General features: G+C 43.1%; 15 protein-coding genes and 2 pseudogenes. 12 read left to right on the top strand and 5 right to left on the bottom strand.

Features of this window, described 5'->3' with window-relative positions; genetic code table 11:
• Nucleotides 1-19: 19 nt before the first annotated feature.
• On the top strand, nt 20-1,813 hold the full coding sequence (locus LGT40_RS12215; protein WP_226072509.1) for an inverse autotransporter beta domain-containing protein: 1,794 nt from the start codon (nt 20-22) through the stop codon (nt 1,811-1,813).
• Nucleotides 1,814-2,059: 246 nt separating this feature from the next.
• On the opposite strand, the pseudogene LGT40_RS12210 reads toward LGT40_RS12215, so the two are convergent.
• A pseudogene (locus tag LGT40_RS12210) lies at nt 2,060-2,206 on the bottom strand (TA system antitoxin ParD family protein); the annotation flags it as partial.
• A gap of 184 nt (nt 2,207-2,390) precedes the next feature.
• Here LGT40_RS12210 and radC point away from each other — a divergent pair.
• The 3 genes from radC to LGT40_RS12195 all read left to right on the top strand — a co-directional run bounded on the left by radC (nt 2,391) and on the right by LGT40_RS12195 (nt 6,432).
• On the top strand, nt 2,391-3,065 hold the full coding sequence (gene radC, locus LGT40_RS12205; protein WP_226072513.1) for a RadC family protein: 675 nt from the start codon (nt 2,391-2,393) through the stop codon (nt 3,063-3,065).
• Between the two features lie 126 nt (nt 3,066-3,191).
• Nucleotides 3,192-5,219 (top strand): TonB-dependent receptor, encoded by a 2,028-nt coding sequence (locus LGT40_RS12200; RefSeq protein ID WP_226072522.1) that lies wholly within the window; start codon nt 3,192-3,194, stop codon nt 5,217-5,219.
• 76 nt (nt 5,220-5,295) lie between these two features.
• A complete protein-coding gene (locus tag LGT40_RS12195; RefSeq protein WP_226072524.1) occupies nt 5,296-6,432 on the top strand; it encodes a PepSY-associated TM helix domain-containing protein in 1,137 nt (378 codons plus the stop codon).
• Nucleotides 6,433-6,441: 9 nt separating this feature from the next.
• On the opposite strand, the gene LGT40_RS12190 is transcribed toward LGT40_RS12195, so the two are convergent.
• The 3 genes and pseudogenes from LGT40_RS12190 to LGT40_RS12180 all read right to left on the bottom strand — a co-directional run.
• On the bottom strand, nt 6,442-7,179 hold the full coding sequence (locus LGT40_RS12190; RefSeq protein ID WP_226072532.1) for a cytochrome b/b6 domain-containing protein: 738 nt from the start codon (nt 7,177-7,179) through the stop codon (nt 6,442-6,444).
• Between the two features lie 85 nt (nt 7,180-7,264).
• The gene (locus tag LGT40_RS12185) at nt 7,265-7,699 is read right to left on the bottom strand and encodes a bacteriohemerythrin (protein WP_226072534.1); all 435 of its coding nucleotides are present in this window, start codon (nt 7,697-7,699) and stop codon (nt 7,265-7,267) included.
• 1 nt (nt 7,700) lies between these two features.
• A pseudogene (locus LGT40_RS12180) lies at nt 7,701-7,877 on the bottom strand (thymidylate synthase); the annotation flags it as partial.
• Between the two features lie 138 nt (nt 7,878-8,015).
• Between LGT40_RS12180 and LGT40_RS12175 the strand changes: the two are divergent.
• From LGT40_RS12175 to LGT40_RS12155, 5 genes are read left to right on the top strand one after another with little or no spacing between them, the layout of a single operon-like run.
• The gene (locus LGT40_RS12175) at nt 8,016-9,239 is read left to right on the top strand and encodes a tyrosine-type recombinase/integrase (RefSeq protein ID WP_226072544.1); all 1,224 of its coding nucleotides are present in this window, start codon (nt 8,016-8,018) and stop codon (nt 9,237-9,239) included.
• Nucleotides 9,232-11,331, top strand: a complete 2,100-nt coding sequence (locus LGT40_RS12170; protein ID WP_226072546.1) for a site-specific integrase — start codon at nt 9,232-9,234, stop codon at nt 11,329-11,331. Before LGT40_RS12175 ends, LGT40_RS12170 begins: the two co-directional genes overlap by 8 nt.
• A 2-nt stretch (nt 11,332-11,333) precedes the next feature.
• On the top strand, nt 11,334-13,196 hold the full coding sequence (locus LGT40_RS12165) for a site-specific integrase (protein WP_226072548.1): 1,863 nt from the start codon (nt 11,334-11,336) through the stop codon (nt 13,194-13,196).
• Nucleotides 13,189-13,623 (top strand): hypothetical protein, encoded by a 435-nt coding sequence (locus LGT40_RS12160; RefSeq protein ID WP_226072549.1) that lies wholly within the window; start codon nt 13,189-13,191, stop codon nt 13,621-13,623. Before LGT40_RS12165 ends, LGT40_RS12160 begins: the two co-directional genes overlap by 8 nt.
• The gene (locus tag LGT40_RS12155; RefSeq protein WP_226072551.1) at nt 13,623-14,474 is read left to right on the top strand and encodes a thymidylate synthase; all 852 of its coding nucleotides are present in this window, start codon (nt 13,623-13,625) and stop codon (nt 14,472-14,474) included. Before LGT40_RS12160 ends, LGT40_RS12155 begins: the two co-directional genes overlap by 1 nt.
• Nucleotides 14,475-14,869: 395 nt before the next feature.
• Here LGT40_RS12155 and LGT40_RS12150 read toward each other — a convergent pair whose 3' ends face one another.
• Nucleotides 14,870-15,148 carry a helix-turn-helix domain-containing protein gene (locus tag LGT40_RS12150; protein ID WP_226072553.1) on the bottom strand — a complete coding sequence of 93 codons (279 nt, stop codon included), beginning with the start codon at nt 15,146-15,148 and terminating at the stop codon, nt 14,870-14,872.
• An 89-nt stretch (nt 15,149-15,237) separates the two neighbouring features.
• Here LGT40_RS12150 and LGT40_RS12145 point away from each other — a divergent pair, with 89 nt between their 5' ends.
• From LGT40_RS12145 to LGT40_RS12135, 3 genes are read left to right on the top strand one after another with little or no spacing between them, the layout of a single operon-like run.
• Nucleotides 15,238-15,717, top strand: a complete 480-nt coding sequence (locus LGT40_RS12145; protein WP_226072555.1) for a hypothetical protein — start codon at nt 15,238-15,240, stop codon at nt 15,715-15,717.
• A complete protein-coding gene (locus LGT40_RS12140; protein ID WP_226072557.1) occupies nt 15,711-16,055 on the top strand; it encodes a hypothetical protein in 345 nt (114 codons plus the stop codon). The genes LGT40_RS12145 and LGT40_RS12140 overlap by 7 nt, the downstream gene beginning before the upstream one ends.
• 46 nt (nt 16,056-16,101) lie before the next feature.
• Nucleotides 16,102-16,386 carry a hypothetical protein gene (locus LGT40_RS12135; RefSeq protein ID WP_226072566.1) on the top strand — a complete coding sequence of 95 codons (285 nt, stop codon included), beginning with the start codon at nt 16,102-16,104 and terminating at the stop codon, nt 16,384-16,386.
• Nucleotides 16,387-16,466 lie beyond the last annotated feature (80 nt).

Below are 16,466 nucleotides of genomic sequence, written 5' to 3'. Positions count from 1 at the left end.
CAAATTGGGGCGCATGAAGATGGATGCTATTCGCTCGTTACTATGGGCGACTGCCGTGGCGGGGTTATTGAGCCACCCTGCGATCACAAAGGAAGCGGCTGCTGAAGACCAGTCATATGATTCCACTAACAATAAGTGGGAGTCGAGGTTTGAGCTCGGCGGACGTGTCAGTGATGAACGATCACTGGGCGAAGGCAGTATGTTCATACCTCTGACACAAACCCAAGACAGCCTAATATTCGTCGATCTGCGTGGGATGTTTGATGACCAGAACGCTCGAGAAGGCAATATCGGTTTAGGCATGCGGCGCATGCTGCGCAACGGCTGGAACCTCGGCGGATATGGCTACTTCGATCTGCGGCGTTCATCTATGGGCAATCGTTTCTACCAAGGCGTTCTGGGTGGCGAAGCGCTCAGCAAAGACATAGATCTGCGAGGCAATCTTTACCTCCCGCTAGGTAATCGCGAGAAACGAATGGAATTGCCCACGACTACTACCCAGGTGAGCGAATCGTTCTTTAACCCCGCCAACCTCGCCATAGAGACGCAGCGAAGGACTACCACGACTAGTGGTTTAGTAAGGGAGAAAGCACTGACCGGCTTTGATATTGAGGTTGGTTTCCGCATACCAGTTTTCGACACAGCTTCCGGTATGGATCTGAGAGCCTTCGTCGGCGGCTATTATTTCGATGCTTCGGGGATGGAGCCCGTTCGCGGCCCTCGTGGGAGATTGGAATTCACCGCCCGAGCCCTGAATAGCCGTCTCGGAAAACTTCTGCCCGGACTACGGTTCACGGCGGGGGTTACAGTGCAGGAAGATGGTCCGCGCGGTCAGCAGACTATCGGCTATGCCCGCTTGAGTTTACCTTTCCAGCGCCCATCCCGAACCACTCGTACCTTGAACTTCATGGAACGACGCATGACCGAGACTGTTGTTCGCGACGTGGACATAGTCACTAATAACCAAACAGAAATCATTACCTCGGAACCTATCATCAGCGTCGAAACGGAGGCCGCAGTCAACTCCTGGAATGGTGAACAGATCACCTCAATCGTCCAGGTAGACTCTTCGGATGGGCAATCGGCACTGCAATCGGCACTCGACGACGCTAGTGGCGGTGACATCGTCGTTGCCAACGGTGACTTCATTGTCAGTGGCACGACCGAGCTTGCAGCCGGCAGAACACTGCTTAGCGGCAACACCGTCCTTCCTCTAAGGGGTGCGGACAGCGGAGTTGAGGTGGGTTTCACCACACCAGGCTCGGAAGGAAGCTTGTCAGGCACTTTTGGTAGTGGTGATTCCTACATGGTTCAGATGGCTAACAACAGTGTGCTCGGCGGCATGAACTTAGAGAATAATAATTCCAGCACTTATGGCGTCGTCTTACAGAATGCCGACAACACCATTGTGTATGACAACACAATCGACGTTGCGAGATCTGGAATCGACATGAGAAGCGGAGACGGCATTTCTATTCTGAGGAATTCCGTGAACTCCAGAGCTTCAGGCATTCAGGCGCAGAATGGCTCGGTTACCAATCTAACTATAGACGGAAACACCGTAAGCTCTCGATACTCCTCTATCTTTGTCGGTAATGGCCCTGCTGCATATTCGGCAAGAATATCCAATAACATCATGTCTCCTTCCGGTGGCCCCCAGTATGGCACCATAGATATTCTATCCGGCCCCCTCCGGGAGGTCCTGTCCGGCTCTGATGGGAACGTGTATGTCCCAGGCTCGAACACTCGCTGTGCCCTTAGGAGCAACTTCGATGGCATTGTGAGTTTTATTGATGGGGGTAGTTGCCAGTAAACGCCGTTAAGATGACACTGATTCATTCCCATTAGGCTCCATGGATATGCTTTGGCAGGGCTAACTGTTTAAATTCTTCTATTTTTTAAAAATTTACGTGCAATTAACGACTAATCCGATACGTTCAGTTTCATTTATACAAACCAAATTCTTTTTTTGATTGGGATACAGTTTTTAACTGCTTTTTAAACATCTGTGTTTTTTTAAGACTTGTATATTCTTAGTCAAACTCATAAGCCTCAAGCTTTACGGCCTCTTTTCATCCTTGGCAAGGATGGCTTGTTTTACAAATTCATACAACAGGTCGGGAATGTCTTCCATCATTTCGCCGATTTTTGTCCAGTGCGCAATTTGTTTCGACGTTGAGCGATTGAAGGCTTTTGCCATGATGTTCGCTTTCTCAACGAACGCTTAAACGAGTCTGACACTTAATGTTATGAAATATCCCTTATGATTCATTGTTGCAAGTTGCCACAAAAAGTCACCGTTCACAAAACAGATAATCTCAGATTGTTTTTAACTGATTACACCGTTAAATTTAATTTTCAATCTATTCCAAAATCGCAGGGAGCGAATTATGGCAATCAAGGACTGGCCGGCAGATGAACGGCCGCGTGAAAAACTGCTTCAATCAGGGGCTGCAGCATTATCGGATGCTGAGCTCTTGGCTATCTTTCTTCGAACGGGTGTTACCGGAATTTCGGCTGTGGATTTAGCTCGAAAACTGCTTTCCGACTTTGGTGGTTTACGGGCTTTATTTGAAGCCGATCATCACAGCTTTTGTCAGCAGCATGGTTTGGGCACGGCGAAGTTTGTGCAGTTGCAGGCGGTACTGGAAATGAGTCGTCGGCATCTGGAATCAACTTTGACGCGTGGCAATGCGTTTACCGATGCGGCAACTACCCGGCTTTATCTGCAACGCCAGTTACGGCATTTTCCCCATGAAGTCTTTGCCTGTCTGTTTCTCGATACCCGGCATCGGTTGATCAGTTTTGAGCCATTGTTTCGTGGCACGATTGATGGGGCCAGTGTGTATCCGCGTGAGGTGGTGAAGCAGGCGTTGAAACATAATGCAGCGGCAGTGATTTTTGCCCATAATCATCCTTCCGGTGTGGCTGAGCCGAGTCAGTCAGATATTCAGATCACCAAACGGTTACGCAGTGCGTTGGAGCTGGTGGATATTCGCGTGCTGGATCATATTATTGTTGGCGATGCGGAAACCACTTCATTAGCAGAATTGGGGCATTGTTAGCGGGATTAATCATAAATTCAGGCTTTTGCCACACCACTCATGCATATCACGTATTTCTATTGGCACAGAGATCGTTATGCTTTTGGGATTGTAAATCCTAACCATTTATCAGACGTGACTCACATCATGACAATAATAAAAAGACTTAAACCCATCAGCATGGCGCTGGCCGTAATTTATGCCAATGGTGTATATGCCGAATCCTCCAATCTATTGGATGACGCCAGCTTGAGTCTGGGCGGCATGGTGGTGTCTGGAGAGAATATTGGCCCACTGACTTCACGTAATCTCTCGACTTCTGTGGATGTATTGAGCCAGGACCGCATTGAAGATCAAAACGTGAATTACACCTGGCAATTGTTTGATCAAATGCCTGGTGTAATGCTCACACAATATGGGATGGGGAATGAGTCCGGCAAAATCTCTTTTCGGGGCTTTAATGGTGAAGGCGAAATTAACGCCGTTAAATTGCTGATTGATGGGGTTCCGAGCAATCAGAATTCCGGCAATATGCCGTATCTGGAATTACTGACACCACTTGAAATTGAGAGTATTGAAGTGGTTCGCGGCACCAATGACCCGCGATATGGATTACATAATATTGCTGGCAACGCCGACATACTGACCCAACAAGGCGGCAATTATAATAAAGCGCGTGCCAGCTACGGCAGCTTTGATACTCGTCATGTGCAATTTGTAAGTGGTATCGAAAACAACGGTTTTTCACAAAACTATGCGGTCAGTTATTTGGATTCAAATCGTTACCGTGATCATAGTGATATCGAAAAAAGCACGTTTTCCGGTAAATGGTTTTATACACCGGAAAGTGGCCGTGCTCAGATTGGTTTTATCGCCCGTCATGGTCAGGCCGATGCAGAAGAGGCAGGTTACTTAACCCGTTTTGAAGCCCGTGATGATCCAGAACAATCCCGTCCTCATAATGCTCCGGATGGCGGGGATCGCTCGATGAATCAATTCAGTGCACACCTGGATGTTGATCTCAGCGATAACCTGTTCTGGAATACCAAAGCCTATCTGAATCAGCTTGATGAATATCGCTATGTGACCTTTGCCGCAGGAGGCAATCATAATGAACGCATCACCCAGGAAGATCATAAAGGCGCTTTAAGTACGTTAACCTGGCGGCCTGATGTGAGTTGGGCACATGAGTTCGCCTTGATGGGTGGATTGAGCGCCGAGTTTCAGGACAATGAAAGCCGCCGTTATATTGTCGATGATTTTAGAAATCGGACCTCGCAGACTCGTGATCAAAAGTTTGACTTTGATATCTACGGCGGCTTTGTTCAGGCCATTTACAAACCGACCGAAAAGTTAAAACTGGTTCCTGCTTATCGCGTGGATACGGTTCGCGGCAGCTTGAATGATGCCGGTGTGCATCGTGATATAAACGATTATGGCAATATCAGCCAACCAAAATTCAGTGCGGTGTATTCACTCACCGACCGTTATGCGGTTTACGGTAACTGGGGTAAAACCTTTCAAGTCGCTTCAGGTGCTGCCAGCTACCAGAAAAATGTTTTCTCCGATGATTTGGATGCGTCTATCAACGAAGGCTGGGAAATCGGACTGAAATTCACCCCGACCGATTGGCTAAATGGCCGCGTTGCCTTTTGGGAACAAGTTGCCTCGGGAGAATTCAAAACAAAGTTAGGTGATGCCAATAATGACAGTGAAAATATTGGTAAAACCGAACGTCGTGGCGTCGATATTCAATTTAATGCACAAGCCACCGAAAAATTAGGGTTATGGTTTGCCGCGGCATTTCAGGACTCGGAAATCCTCAAAGCGGGTTCAGATAAACTGGGCTCCAAGGGCAATGAGATTGATCATGTGCCGAACTATTTAATTGATGCCGGTATCGATTATCAGGCGAACCCAAAGCTGAAACTGTCCAGCTGGGTCAGCGCACAAGATGATTATTATCTGACCGTCGATAATGACACACGAAAATTTGGTCAGTATGTTTTGGTTAATGCTTCAGCCAGTTATGCACTTACCGATAAAGTTAAACTGGCAATGGAACTGAAAAATGTATTTGACCGCGATTACGAATACGTTTGGTTAAATACTGAAAGCATGCACTCCCCGGGCGATGGACGAGCTGTATATGGCTCGGTTCAGGTAGACTTTTAGAGTATTCATTTTTTCATTGATTTGCTGTCGAGCGTTCAGCAGCGAATCAGCTACGTCATTCGGATAAACGCCCACCATGAAAAACGCCCGCCGCATCTGGCTGAGCATTCATTTATATCTTGGTTTAAGTATCGGCGCCGTGCTGGTTTTGCTGGGGCTGACCGGCAGTATTCTGGTGTTTTATCTGGAAATCGACCAGATCATCAATCCGCAAATAGAGCCAACAACGGTTCCTTATGAAATGCCTGCCCAGCAAGATATTCTCGATGCTTTGCAACAGGCACATCCAACTCGTAGCGATCCGTGGCGCATCGAACAGCCAATGCACGCAGACTGGCCGATTATGGCGCGCTATTACACACCGGTTGAATCGGTAGGGAAAAACTTTGCACCGCTAATGCTGACAGTTGATCCGCTTACATTGGAAGTCACCAGCTCCCGTTTGTGGGGGGATTATACAATGACCTGGATTTACGATTTGCATTACAGCCTGCTGCTGGAAAAACCCGGCAAAATTGCGATTGGGATTATCGGGCTGATTTCTTTAACTTCGTTTATTTCAGGGATTTGGCTATGGTGGCCGGGTTGGGCAGGATTGAAGCAGGCATTAAAACCGCAATTGCGTTCTGGTAAGGCACGACTGAATTATGATTTGCATGTGCTCTCTGGCAGCTATGGGTTAGTGTTTTTATTTATTTTAAGTCTCACCGGGGCGGCACTGGCCTTGCCTGATGAAACAGCGATGCTGGTTAAGCCATTTTCACCATTAACCAGCGCACCGAAGATTGCCTTAAATTATAGCGAAAGTACTGGTCGAATTACCGCGGATCAAGCTGTTGAGATTGCCAAAAACCGGTTTCCTGACGCGGAATTACGTTGGGTTGAAACGCCCGGATTAAATAACCAGAAAGCCTGGCGGATTGCGCTGTATCAAGCGGGGGAACCCAGTCGACGTTTTCCAAGAACTCAGGTGTGGATTGATCCAATTACTGGAGAGATTCTGGCGCTTCGTGATACTAAACAAGATACAGGTGGCGATGTGTTAATGCACTGGTTACATCCACTGCATAACGGTGAAGTGTTTGGCATGACCGGTCGGATATTGGTGTTTATTGCTGGATTTTTACCGTTGATATTATTTGTGACCGGACTGGTTCGCTGGTTACAAAAACGTCGAGCGCGGCGACTGGTGACCAGTCGCCATTCGGCTTAACGATTTTCTCTAATCGGCATCAAAGGGTTTTTCGCTAAAGACTTTTTCACCGGTAATCATGGCCGATGTCAGGCCGTTACGTTTGCGTTTTTCTTCGACGATGACAGCTGTGATATGAATCACAATCGACAACATCAACAAATAAAAGAAATAGGTATGCAAAGTGCGATAAGGTTTACGAAAGTCCCGCATCTCCTGATAGGCAATCGGGTCAATACCTGTCTCGCGATCACCGGGCACAATTAACGCCATGGAAGCCTCATCCTGTGCCACCCAGGTTTTTATTTGTGAACCGAATGGCGGCATATACAAATCAGTACTGGCTAATATCAGACCGGTCACGCCCTGCCCTATCATTAGCAAGAACATCAGTAAAATACTCCAGCGACCCAGCGGGTTATGGCCGAGAAAATTTACATTTTGGCCAATTTTCCGACCTTCCAGATAGGCTTGAAATTGCACTTTATACACTTTGCCAAACGGTAACATGGCTTTCCAGCGGGCGAAGCGATTGCCAAAAAATGCCCAGACCAAACGAATGAACAAATTGATAACAAACACATACCCCACCCAGATATGCACAGCTTTGAGCAAAATTTTGCCATCGCCGCTCACGCCGAATTCTTTGCTGAACATCAACGCTAAACCAATTGCCAACAAGCCGATGATCGTTAAAACATTAATCCAGTGAAATAGTCGAACCCCCCGATCCCATACCGGATATGTTTTTAAGGTTTGTTGTGACATGTATGCATTCCTTAAATTGACTCAGTTGTATGTAGCTTGAACCTGTAATCTTAAAAGACTCTTAAGTTCTCAATGCGGCGTTTGTTTATACATTAACGCGACAATAATCCCCTTTCCACTCGTGCAGAAACGGGGTGATTTTTTTATGTAATTCCAGATGCTGTTGCCACCAATTTCTCAGACAAATCAGTAATATCGTTGGATCTTGCTCAGCAATACCCTGTAAATAACAGGCATCAAAGTCTTTTAAGGTTTCAGCTGATTCAGATTTGTACTGCACCATTAATGGGCATTCCAAAGCTTCTAAAATTCCCTGTTCGGTAATGAAATGAAAATTTAGATAACTCTTCAGCATGTTTACCGTTGGCGTGAGTTGCTTCAGCGTCAAACCTTGTTGAATGAAGTAATGCAAGCTATTGATAATCGCGATAGCGCCACGATGCTGTTCATCAATAACCGGTTCGTGTTGCAGAAAGTGATCCTGCCAGACGATATATAAAGGTTTCTGTGCCTTTTCCATATCAGACGGCTATCGGGGCTTTAATGTGCGGTTGGGCCACATAATCGACAATTTCAAAATCATCAAACTGATAATCAAAAATTGATGCAGGTTTACGATGAATCTTCAATTTAGGTAATGGCCCAGGGGTACGCTGTAACTGTGTTTCAGCTTGTTCGAAATGATTGCTATAGATATGTTTATGGAACCAAATCATGAATCCATCACTCCATTAAAATCCCTAGTTTTACTCAATTTCATTTTTTTCATCTGAGATCTTTAAATAGTACTAAAATTAAACCATCAATACACCGAACTGTAGAAGGCTGAACATGTTATGGTTGAAATAATTTGCCTTAAGCCAATTCAACTCTCTGATGAACTTACTGTCTCATCATCCGGCGAAAATATCACTCTATCTTTTGCCAGTCAAAGAAGGCTAATAGTATCCCTCAGTGATAAGGAAGGGAAACTTATTCGCCACGCCAACCGTTGGCTCTCTTATCTATCAAATGCTATTGGTAAATCAATCTCAGCTAATACTGTCGAACAGTATGGTCGCTCTATTAAATATTTTTGTGACTGGTTAGAGCTTTCAAGACGTTATCCCAGTCTATCTATAAATGAAGCACTAGAAATAGTGACAAGAGAAGATATTTTAATGTGGCATGAATATCAAAGTTCTAATAAATCATGTGCTAAAAGTACTCTTCACTCCCGAGAGGCGGCATTAAAAGAACTCCTCACTTGGCTCACTACTTTTGAAGGCGGAAAAGTGAGGAATGTCGAAAAGTCGCCTTGGGGGCGCAACAATGATTTAGGTTATGTTGTAAAGAAAGGGCACAGGAAGTCACCCAAAATAATTACTTCGGAGCATGTCGTTCAATTATTAACCTCAATGTATAACGAATGTGAAAGGTGCATGTTTCATACCCAATATGACACAGGACTAAGAATATCGGAACTCATCGCTTTGAAGCGATCTGACCTACCACCTGATTCAATTTATAGTGACCAAAGTTTTGAATTTATACCTCTTTATATTCAGGGCTCTAAAGGTAGAGGCGCAGGCGTAAAGCAGCGAATAACGATCATTTCCCGTGCTGTGCTAAATCGGATCAGAAAATATCACAGTAGCCCTGAATACAAACTTGCAGAAACATGGGCGATAAACGATCCAAATAAACCAGTTTTTTTAACATCTAATGGTCGCCGCTGGTCTGGTCGTAATGCATCTAAACAATTCAAGTCTGCTGTTACGAGATCTGGAGTTGGTAAAGAATTTTCAACACACTGGATGCGTCACGGGACCGCTTTTTCAGTTTTGATGTCCGATACGGGAAAAGACTATGAAGACAAAATGCTAACCATCCAGCAGATGTTGGGCCACACTCATCTTGGCACTACAGAAATATACACGCAGATTTCACCCTCGCTCCTTTCTAAGCTCACTAAAGAAGGAAACAAGCAAAACAGACTCCATGAAGCAGAAGATATAAGATTATCAACTTACCTGCCTCCGCTAAAGCATGCCGAGAAACGAGGGCATAAATATGACTAATGTTATTAGGTTATTTCCTAAAGCAACGACTTTCGACCCAACCAAGGAAATTGACTGGATTTTTTCAATTCTCCTCCGTGAAAGACCTTTAAATAGTATTCAGCCTGCCCGAAACTGGTATTTAAGGTTTATCCAAGAGACCAACGCTGGATATGAAGAGCTAAAGTCGGACCCTCGATTCTTCATTTCAAAATATTGGGAAGCTGACGCCCTAATTCGTTTTACAAATTGGCTTAGTAAGCAAAATAAGGCGCTTACAAGTAAAACAAGATATTCAATATACAGAATCGTTCGTACAGCAATGGATTGGGCTTACGAATTGGGAATTACTAATCACATTGTTTACCACGCCCCCATGTTTAAGGGGATACCTGAAACTGATAGTCGCTCCCCATACTCGGATTCAGAGCAAGAAGTTATAAATGTTGCCCTTCAACGCTGGATTAAGCATGCTAGAAACGTTATGGAACCTTACAAAAAGTCCGGCGCCGGCATTCCATGTATGCCAATGAATGCATTTACGGTGATTATAGACGGCCTTAGCTACACAAAAGATGAGGCTTCACAGGCTTTTGGACTTAAAGCCTCCGTCATATATCGTAGAAAGAAGAATGGCTGGACTGACAGGCAAGCAGTGGGTTTCGATGCCCCCCCTCTTCAAAATTCTACTGCTAAATCTATTACGATCGAGGGAGTCGAATGGTTTTCAGTCAATAAAGCGGCCAATCATTACCAAATTGATCCCGGGACCATTAGAGACCGTCTCACATCAGGAGCTACACCTGAACAGGCGGTAGGTTTAGCGCCCATGTATAGCAATCGAAGTAGTTTTGAATCAGCGCTTTATGATTTTGAAGAGCGTTTTGAATGTGATCCTTTGAAAATGCTGCGTGCGTCTCACAGTGCGAAATATTCAGTAAAGTTTCTCATGAGCTTCTTCATAAAGCTTGGAGTTTGGCCATTTAAGGCCGATTGGAGGCTTATTATGCCCCTTGCAGCGGAATTATCACGTTTGACGGGTTTGAACGCTGAGTCTGTAGCATCCCTAACATTGAATAGTTACCAAGCCAAACATCCTCTTACACAGCAACCATGTATCCGCTATACAAAAGTCCGCTCAGGCTCAATGGATCGATCTGATGATCGCGAACTGCACTTATCCTTACTTGAGGATGCGGAATATTTTATTGAAGATGGGATCCAACAAAAGGTGTCTGAGCTCATTGAGCTAACAATTGCTCTTACTCAAAAAATTAGACACGATGCAGTTGGTGAGACAATTAACAAACTATTTATTTACGAACATGACGAATGGTATCAATCACCAGATAGCGTTAAAAATGGTGTGACGCATATTGTATGGGGGAATCCATCTAAAAAGGACAGGCAAGCAAATCCTGCCGTAAGATGTGCTGACAAATGGTTAATATCTTTTTCTAGCGAGAATGGTCTTTACGACCTTTTAGGTAAGGGCTTCCGCTTCAATTTTAGTCGGTTTAGGTCAACTTTGATTAATAATATGGTCAAGAATGGTTATGATCTTTTCGATATTCAAGCTGCCGTAGGTCATCAAGACATAAGTACCACAGTTTCCTATCTAAACGAGCGAGCATTAAACCCTGAATTCACAAAAATTGTTCAGCCAGCTTTGGAATCAATTTCACAACAAAAATTCCATGAAGAAGATGGTTTCCAAACGCCAAGCTATAGCACGGGCTATACCGAGACTCTTTGTGGCACCGGTTGTATGAATGCCTTCAACCCAAGTCAAAAAGTCAAAGATCTAACTAATCACACAGAAGGCTCACCTTGTAAATTTTGGAATATGTGTCTCCTATGTGAACAATCTTCAATAACAGAAAATGGTCTTCCAAAAATCATTGCATACAAATGGAAAATTGAAGAAGTATTGTCTCGAGACAAAGAGAATATGAAGGGCCGCAAAGCTCTTTATCGAGAAATAATGGCTGTAATTGAGGACCTCTTAACTCCAAATCATCACTATACTGAAGAGATTATAAATCAAGCTGAATACCTTGCGTCAGAGCTAGATGATGAAGCTCTTGATCATCTGGTTTATCAAGGTTTTTGATTATGAAAGCTACAGCACTCATACCATCGATAAATGAGTTAGAAAATGGAGGTGTAAGTATTAATCCTTCAACTCCAATTTGGCACTCAAAATTTAGTGACGATCAATGGATTATCAAAAATTCAGATGAAATTGGTTATCAAGGACCTAGAGCCTCATGTATTGATTGGAGGCGCTATATGAACAGGACGGAGCATCACAAGCAGAGATACTGCTATTGCCTTTCCGAGCAGATGGTTTTGGAGATAAAGATCGCAGCTTTCATCTATGCGATGTACCCGAACTTGCTCAAAGGGGCCAAAACTTCGAAGACGATGATAGATGGTAAAACAGTTTCTGCAAGGGTGTTAGAGTTGGCCAAAATAGGCTCTCATCTCATGCGTGAAGAGTCGAAAAATGGATTTGTTATTAATTCATTTTCTGATATAACTTTTAATTGCATTAAATTCCATGCCGCATCTATAGGCGGTCGTCCTAGTCACCTAGTGAGAGCCATGCGGCTCTTGACATCAGAAGTTATTCAACGAAACTTACCTAAGAGGCTGCAATTAAGTGCTTCGGAGATTGATTCAAAATCAATCAATTGGGGCGAAGAGACTGAAGTAAAAGGTATCCAAACACTTTCCGACCCTCAGTTTCTCTTCCTTTTGAACTATTGCAAAAGAGCAATCGCTGAGTTCAAAATAGCAATTGGGTTTGATATTCATGATCGAACTATTAGTGATAGTGCACGACCGACAGTTATCCAAAAGTTTTCCGATATACGCGTGCCTCTTGAAAGCTATCTGTGGGGGACACAGGAGCTCTCAAAAAGTAAACCGAGACTATATCGAAAGCAATACGGCTACACTCCGGCGGAAGTGCGACACCTTTATAAAGAAGCCCATAAGGCCTCAATGCTTACGATTTTACTATTAACGGGTATGAGACTATCTGAGGCTCAACGTGTCCAAAATGATTCGTTGAGATTTATTGATGGCATAAAGTATTTAATTTCTAAAGTTGTTAAAAAGCGACATGAAAGCTCCCCTCTGACCGACAGATGGATTGCTACCCCAATAGTTGAAGATGCCTATGATGTTCTAAGTTATGCTTGTAACAAAACTAATAATAGATACCTTTTTTCCTCTCCAACAGCCGTAATCCGCAAAGGTGGTCAAGGTTATTCAGTCCTTGATCTTACCTTTAATCGCTGGTTCCAAAAAATTGATCAGCATAAACTGTTCAAAGATTACACTTTTTCCGTACATCAATGTCGAGAAACCTTGGCGCATCAACTTGCTAAACATAAAGTAGGTTTACCCTTCATATCGAAACAACTCAAACACTTCCATAGTCGTTTTAACCGCATGCCAAATGCAATTACCGTGGGTTATGGAAATTATAGAAAGAGTATGCTGTTAAGCATCGAATCACGAATGGCAAGTGCACGTGAAGAGGTTTTGAATGATATGTTTGGTGAGGATAAAAGCTTTGCCGGTGGTGGCGGAGAGCTTCACAAAAATCGAATTGACGCCTGGTTTAAAGGTGCCGGTCTGTTCGGGGAGCAAAGAGCTAAATACATTGCTAGATTAGCCAACTCGAATATTTCATTAATGCCCACATCCATCGGTATTTGCACACACAATTTCGTCAATCAGGAAGATGGAAAGATTCCACCGCCCTGTTATGGTGATTTTTCCTGCGACCCAGACTGCCCTAATCACGTTATTTCCGAAGGATGCTCGATGGCCCTTAAAAATCGCCAACTACATGCGGAGAATAAAGCAAAAGAAAGTAAAGAAAATGAAGTGATTTGGTTAGGCTTAGCTGAGCAACTGAGTAAACACGTCAAAAAATTTGAATGGACGCCTAAAGATGGCTGACCGGCGACCACAACAGCTCATAGAAAGTATCAAGGCCCGCATCAATGATAACGACGAAGCTCTTGCAGAAGCCCTGGATAAGCTCCAGGCGGATGTATTAGCTGGCAAAACTAAAGCCACCATAGCCAGCCTAAGAGGCTACTGTAACTTATCGGAAGGAGCGATACGTAAAAGGGGCTGGGCGATCTTGCGACTCAAATCTATCAAGCAAGGAGCTAAAGGCCGAAAAAGTATTGCAGGACCCATAGTAAAAGTAAAAACAGAGGTTCAATTGTTAAAAGATCGTGTGAGACAGCTCCTAGCCGAGAATGCTGTTTTATATGAAGAAATACTTGGGATGGAAGAGCTTATTTCTCGACGAGGGCGAGAAATTCAAATCTTAGAAAACCGGCTCAAAATTAAAAGTGATAACTGTAAGGATAAATAATGAAGCAATATCTCGAACTGTGCCATCGTATTTTGGACGATGGAGTATGGATAACTAATGAGCGAACGGGTAAGCGGTGTCTAACTGTAATTGATGCTTCACTTAATTATGATGTTGAGAATAATAAATTCCCTTTGATTACCACTCGCAAGAGCTTTTATAAAAGTGCGATAGCGGAACTACTTGGTTATTTACGAGGCTATGATAATGCCGCTCAATTCAGAGCTATTGGTTGTAACACTTGGAATGCTAATGCCAACCAGACAACCGCCTGGCTTAAAAACCCTAATAGAAAAGGCGAAGATGACATGGGCCGAGTTTATGGTGTGCAAGGTCGCAGTTGGGCAAAGCCCGATGGGGGCACCATTGACCAGCTAAAAAAATTGGTAAATAACCTATCTAAAGGTCTTGATGATCGTGGAGAAATCTTATCGTTCTATAATCCTGGTGAGTTTCACCTCGGTTGTTTGCGCCCATGCATGCACACTCATACTTTTTCATTATTAAATGAGGATTTGTATCTAACCTCCTACCAACGTAGCTGCGACGTGCCATTAGGATTAAATTTCAACCAAGTTCAAGTTTTTACGCTTTTAGCGTTGATCGCCCAGATTACCGGAAAAACCCCTAAAACAGCTTTTCATCGCCTAGTCAATTGTCATATTTACGAGGACCAGTTACCTATGCTTCGAGACATTCAGCTTAAACGGGACCCTTATCCTTCGCCACAACTTCATATAAATCCTGATATTAAGACATTGGAAGACATTGAAACTTGGGTGACTGTTGATGATTTTGAAGTGATTGGCTATCAACATCACGCACCAATCAAGTATCCATTTTCGGAGTAAACAAATTCCGAGGCAACCAAACTAAAGTAGTAGCGGGCATTTCAACTATATTAGTTTAATGCCTTGTAAAGACCAGTCTAAACATCTTTTTGACTGTAGTGTGTCTCGGGCCATACTTTTTGGTAGTTCGACCATTAAATTAGCAGATCCGAATAAGCTATCCAAACTGCATCTTATGTAAAGGCTAAACTATTTCCGATATTGGAAGATAAAAATGGTAGAACCCAAGGTGCTGCCCCCTCGACAAAACTTTCAGTTCTTTGAGGAGTTGATGGCCAGCCAGGAGATGCTAAATTAAGGCTTTTATTTACTGCAGAACTAAATTGAAAGCTGGAGAAGCTGAACAATCCACATTGAATATGGCGATGAACTCATAGCGTTCATCACCATGGTATTTAATAATAAGTATTTTTGAGCTGCGATTCGGCTTTTTTTATCACATGCATCGTATCCACCTCATTAAAATAAGCATAAGTTAATATCATTAATGAGAGAGGACATATACCCATGTCTCCAGCTATCTCATTTACTTTCTCTATAGTCGGACTTTTGAGCCCCCTCTCTAAAGAACTTATATAAGTACGACTTGATACTTCGGCAAAATCTTCCTGTGTCAGCCCATTGGCAAGCCTAAAAGCTTTTAATGCTTTTCCAAATGCTTTGTTGATGTCCATGTAATTCTCCAAAAGACATCATCTAGCCACAACGAACACTATAGGAGTACAATCTATAGTGTTCATTTGTTATGTAATTAGGTATTCTTATGAAAAGAAATGAAATAAGACACCCAATAGATTGGATGGCTAGAAAAATTGGACTGCAAAAGTTAAAGGATGAAGAGGTAAGAGATTACGATTGGCTGGTAGAGATGGATCGTTATGGGGTATGTGTGTACGCAATTATTTACAACTTCACCATGACTGACTCTATAAGTATCCATAAGCGATATTTATGTAGTGATACTGAATTTGCCATGGCTGCATTAACTTTGAATTTGCCTAAAATTCACCTATTTAAAGTCAGTTTAATTTCAAGCAGATCTAATGCCGTGCAATATGATTATGTTTCAAAAGTTTACTTGGCAGAAAGTCTCCCCAAAGATGAATCCGAGATAAAGTTTATATTTCAAGTACACCAAAAACACTATGGTTTTGATGGCGAAATTCACGATGAGGTTCTTGCTGAATATCAGTATGTTGAGACCAATCTTGATCGGTCCATTAGAGGATTGGCAAGATGTTAATAGGTCTGAGCAAATCTGAGGTCCAACTGATTAACTGGAATATTATTCAACTTTCTTTGCCTTCAGGAGAGTCTGGAGAATTTTTTATTGGGTATAGCTTGAAAGATTCTCTGGCCAGATTTAGTACACCAATTGTTGAATATGATGAGATTAAAAGATTAGGCAGAACTAGGTCTGGTTCTACATATCAATTGCTTGGCCAACCAAGTCACCCATGTAAAGATGGAATGCATGTTCTTTATGAACTGTTTGGTAAAGAGCATATACAAAAAGAGCTTTTTTCATTAGAAGCAAGTGGTGTTTTAAGTTTTAAATACCCTATAAATAAAAAGCCATGAGAGTTTTTATAGAAATGAAGTCCGTAAAGGCTAAGTAATGATAGGCATGGATAATGAAATCATACTTTTTCACTGGAATATTTTAGAAATCAGAGATGATATGGCTATTTTTGTAGGTCTTCGTCATCGGTTAGATCGTGATGTATCTGAACCCAATGAGGTTCTTCTTAACTACTCATTCCGTCAGAGCACCCCGATAAAGTTATTCGATGAGCAACTTGGTCATGGTATTACTTATTCGGGTAGACGTTACCAATGTATTGGTGAACCGAGTGATCCTCATAACTTAATCCGAATCGCAGTCGGTATCTTATTTGTAAGCGTCCACTGAGCACACCCTACCGGAATTGAACGACACTTGTTTAGATCCCCATTTAAATTTAGATGGGGATCTAACACATGAATCACCAT

The sequence above is a fragment of the Methylophaga pinxianii genome (assembly GCF_020447225.1).
In the GTDB taxonomy this organism is placed as follows: Bacteria; Pseudomonadota; Gammaproteobacteria; order Nitrosococcales; family Methylophagaceae; genus Methylophaga; species Methylophaga pinxianii.
This window is presented reverse-complemented; position numbering and strand designations above follow the sequence as displayed.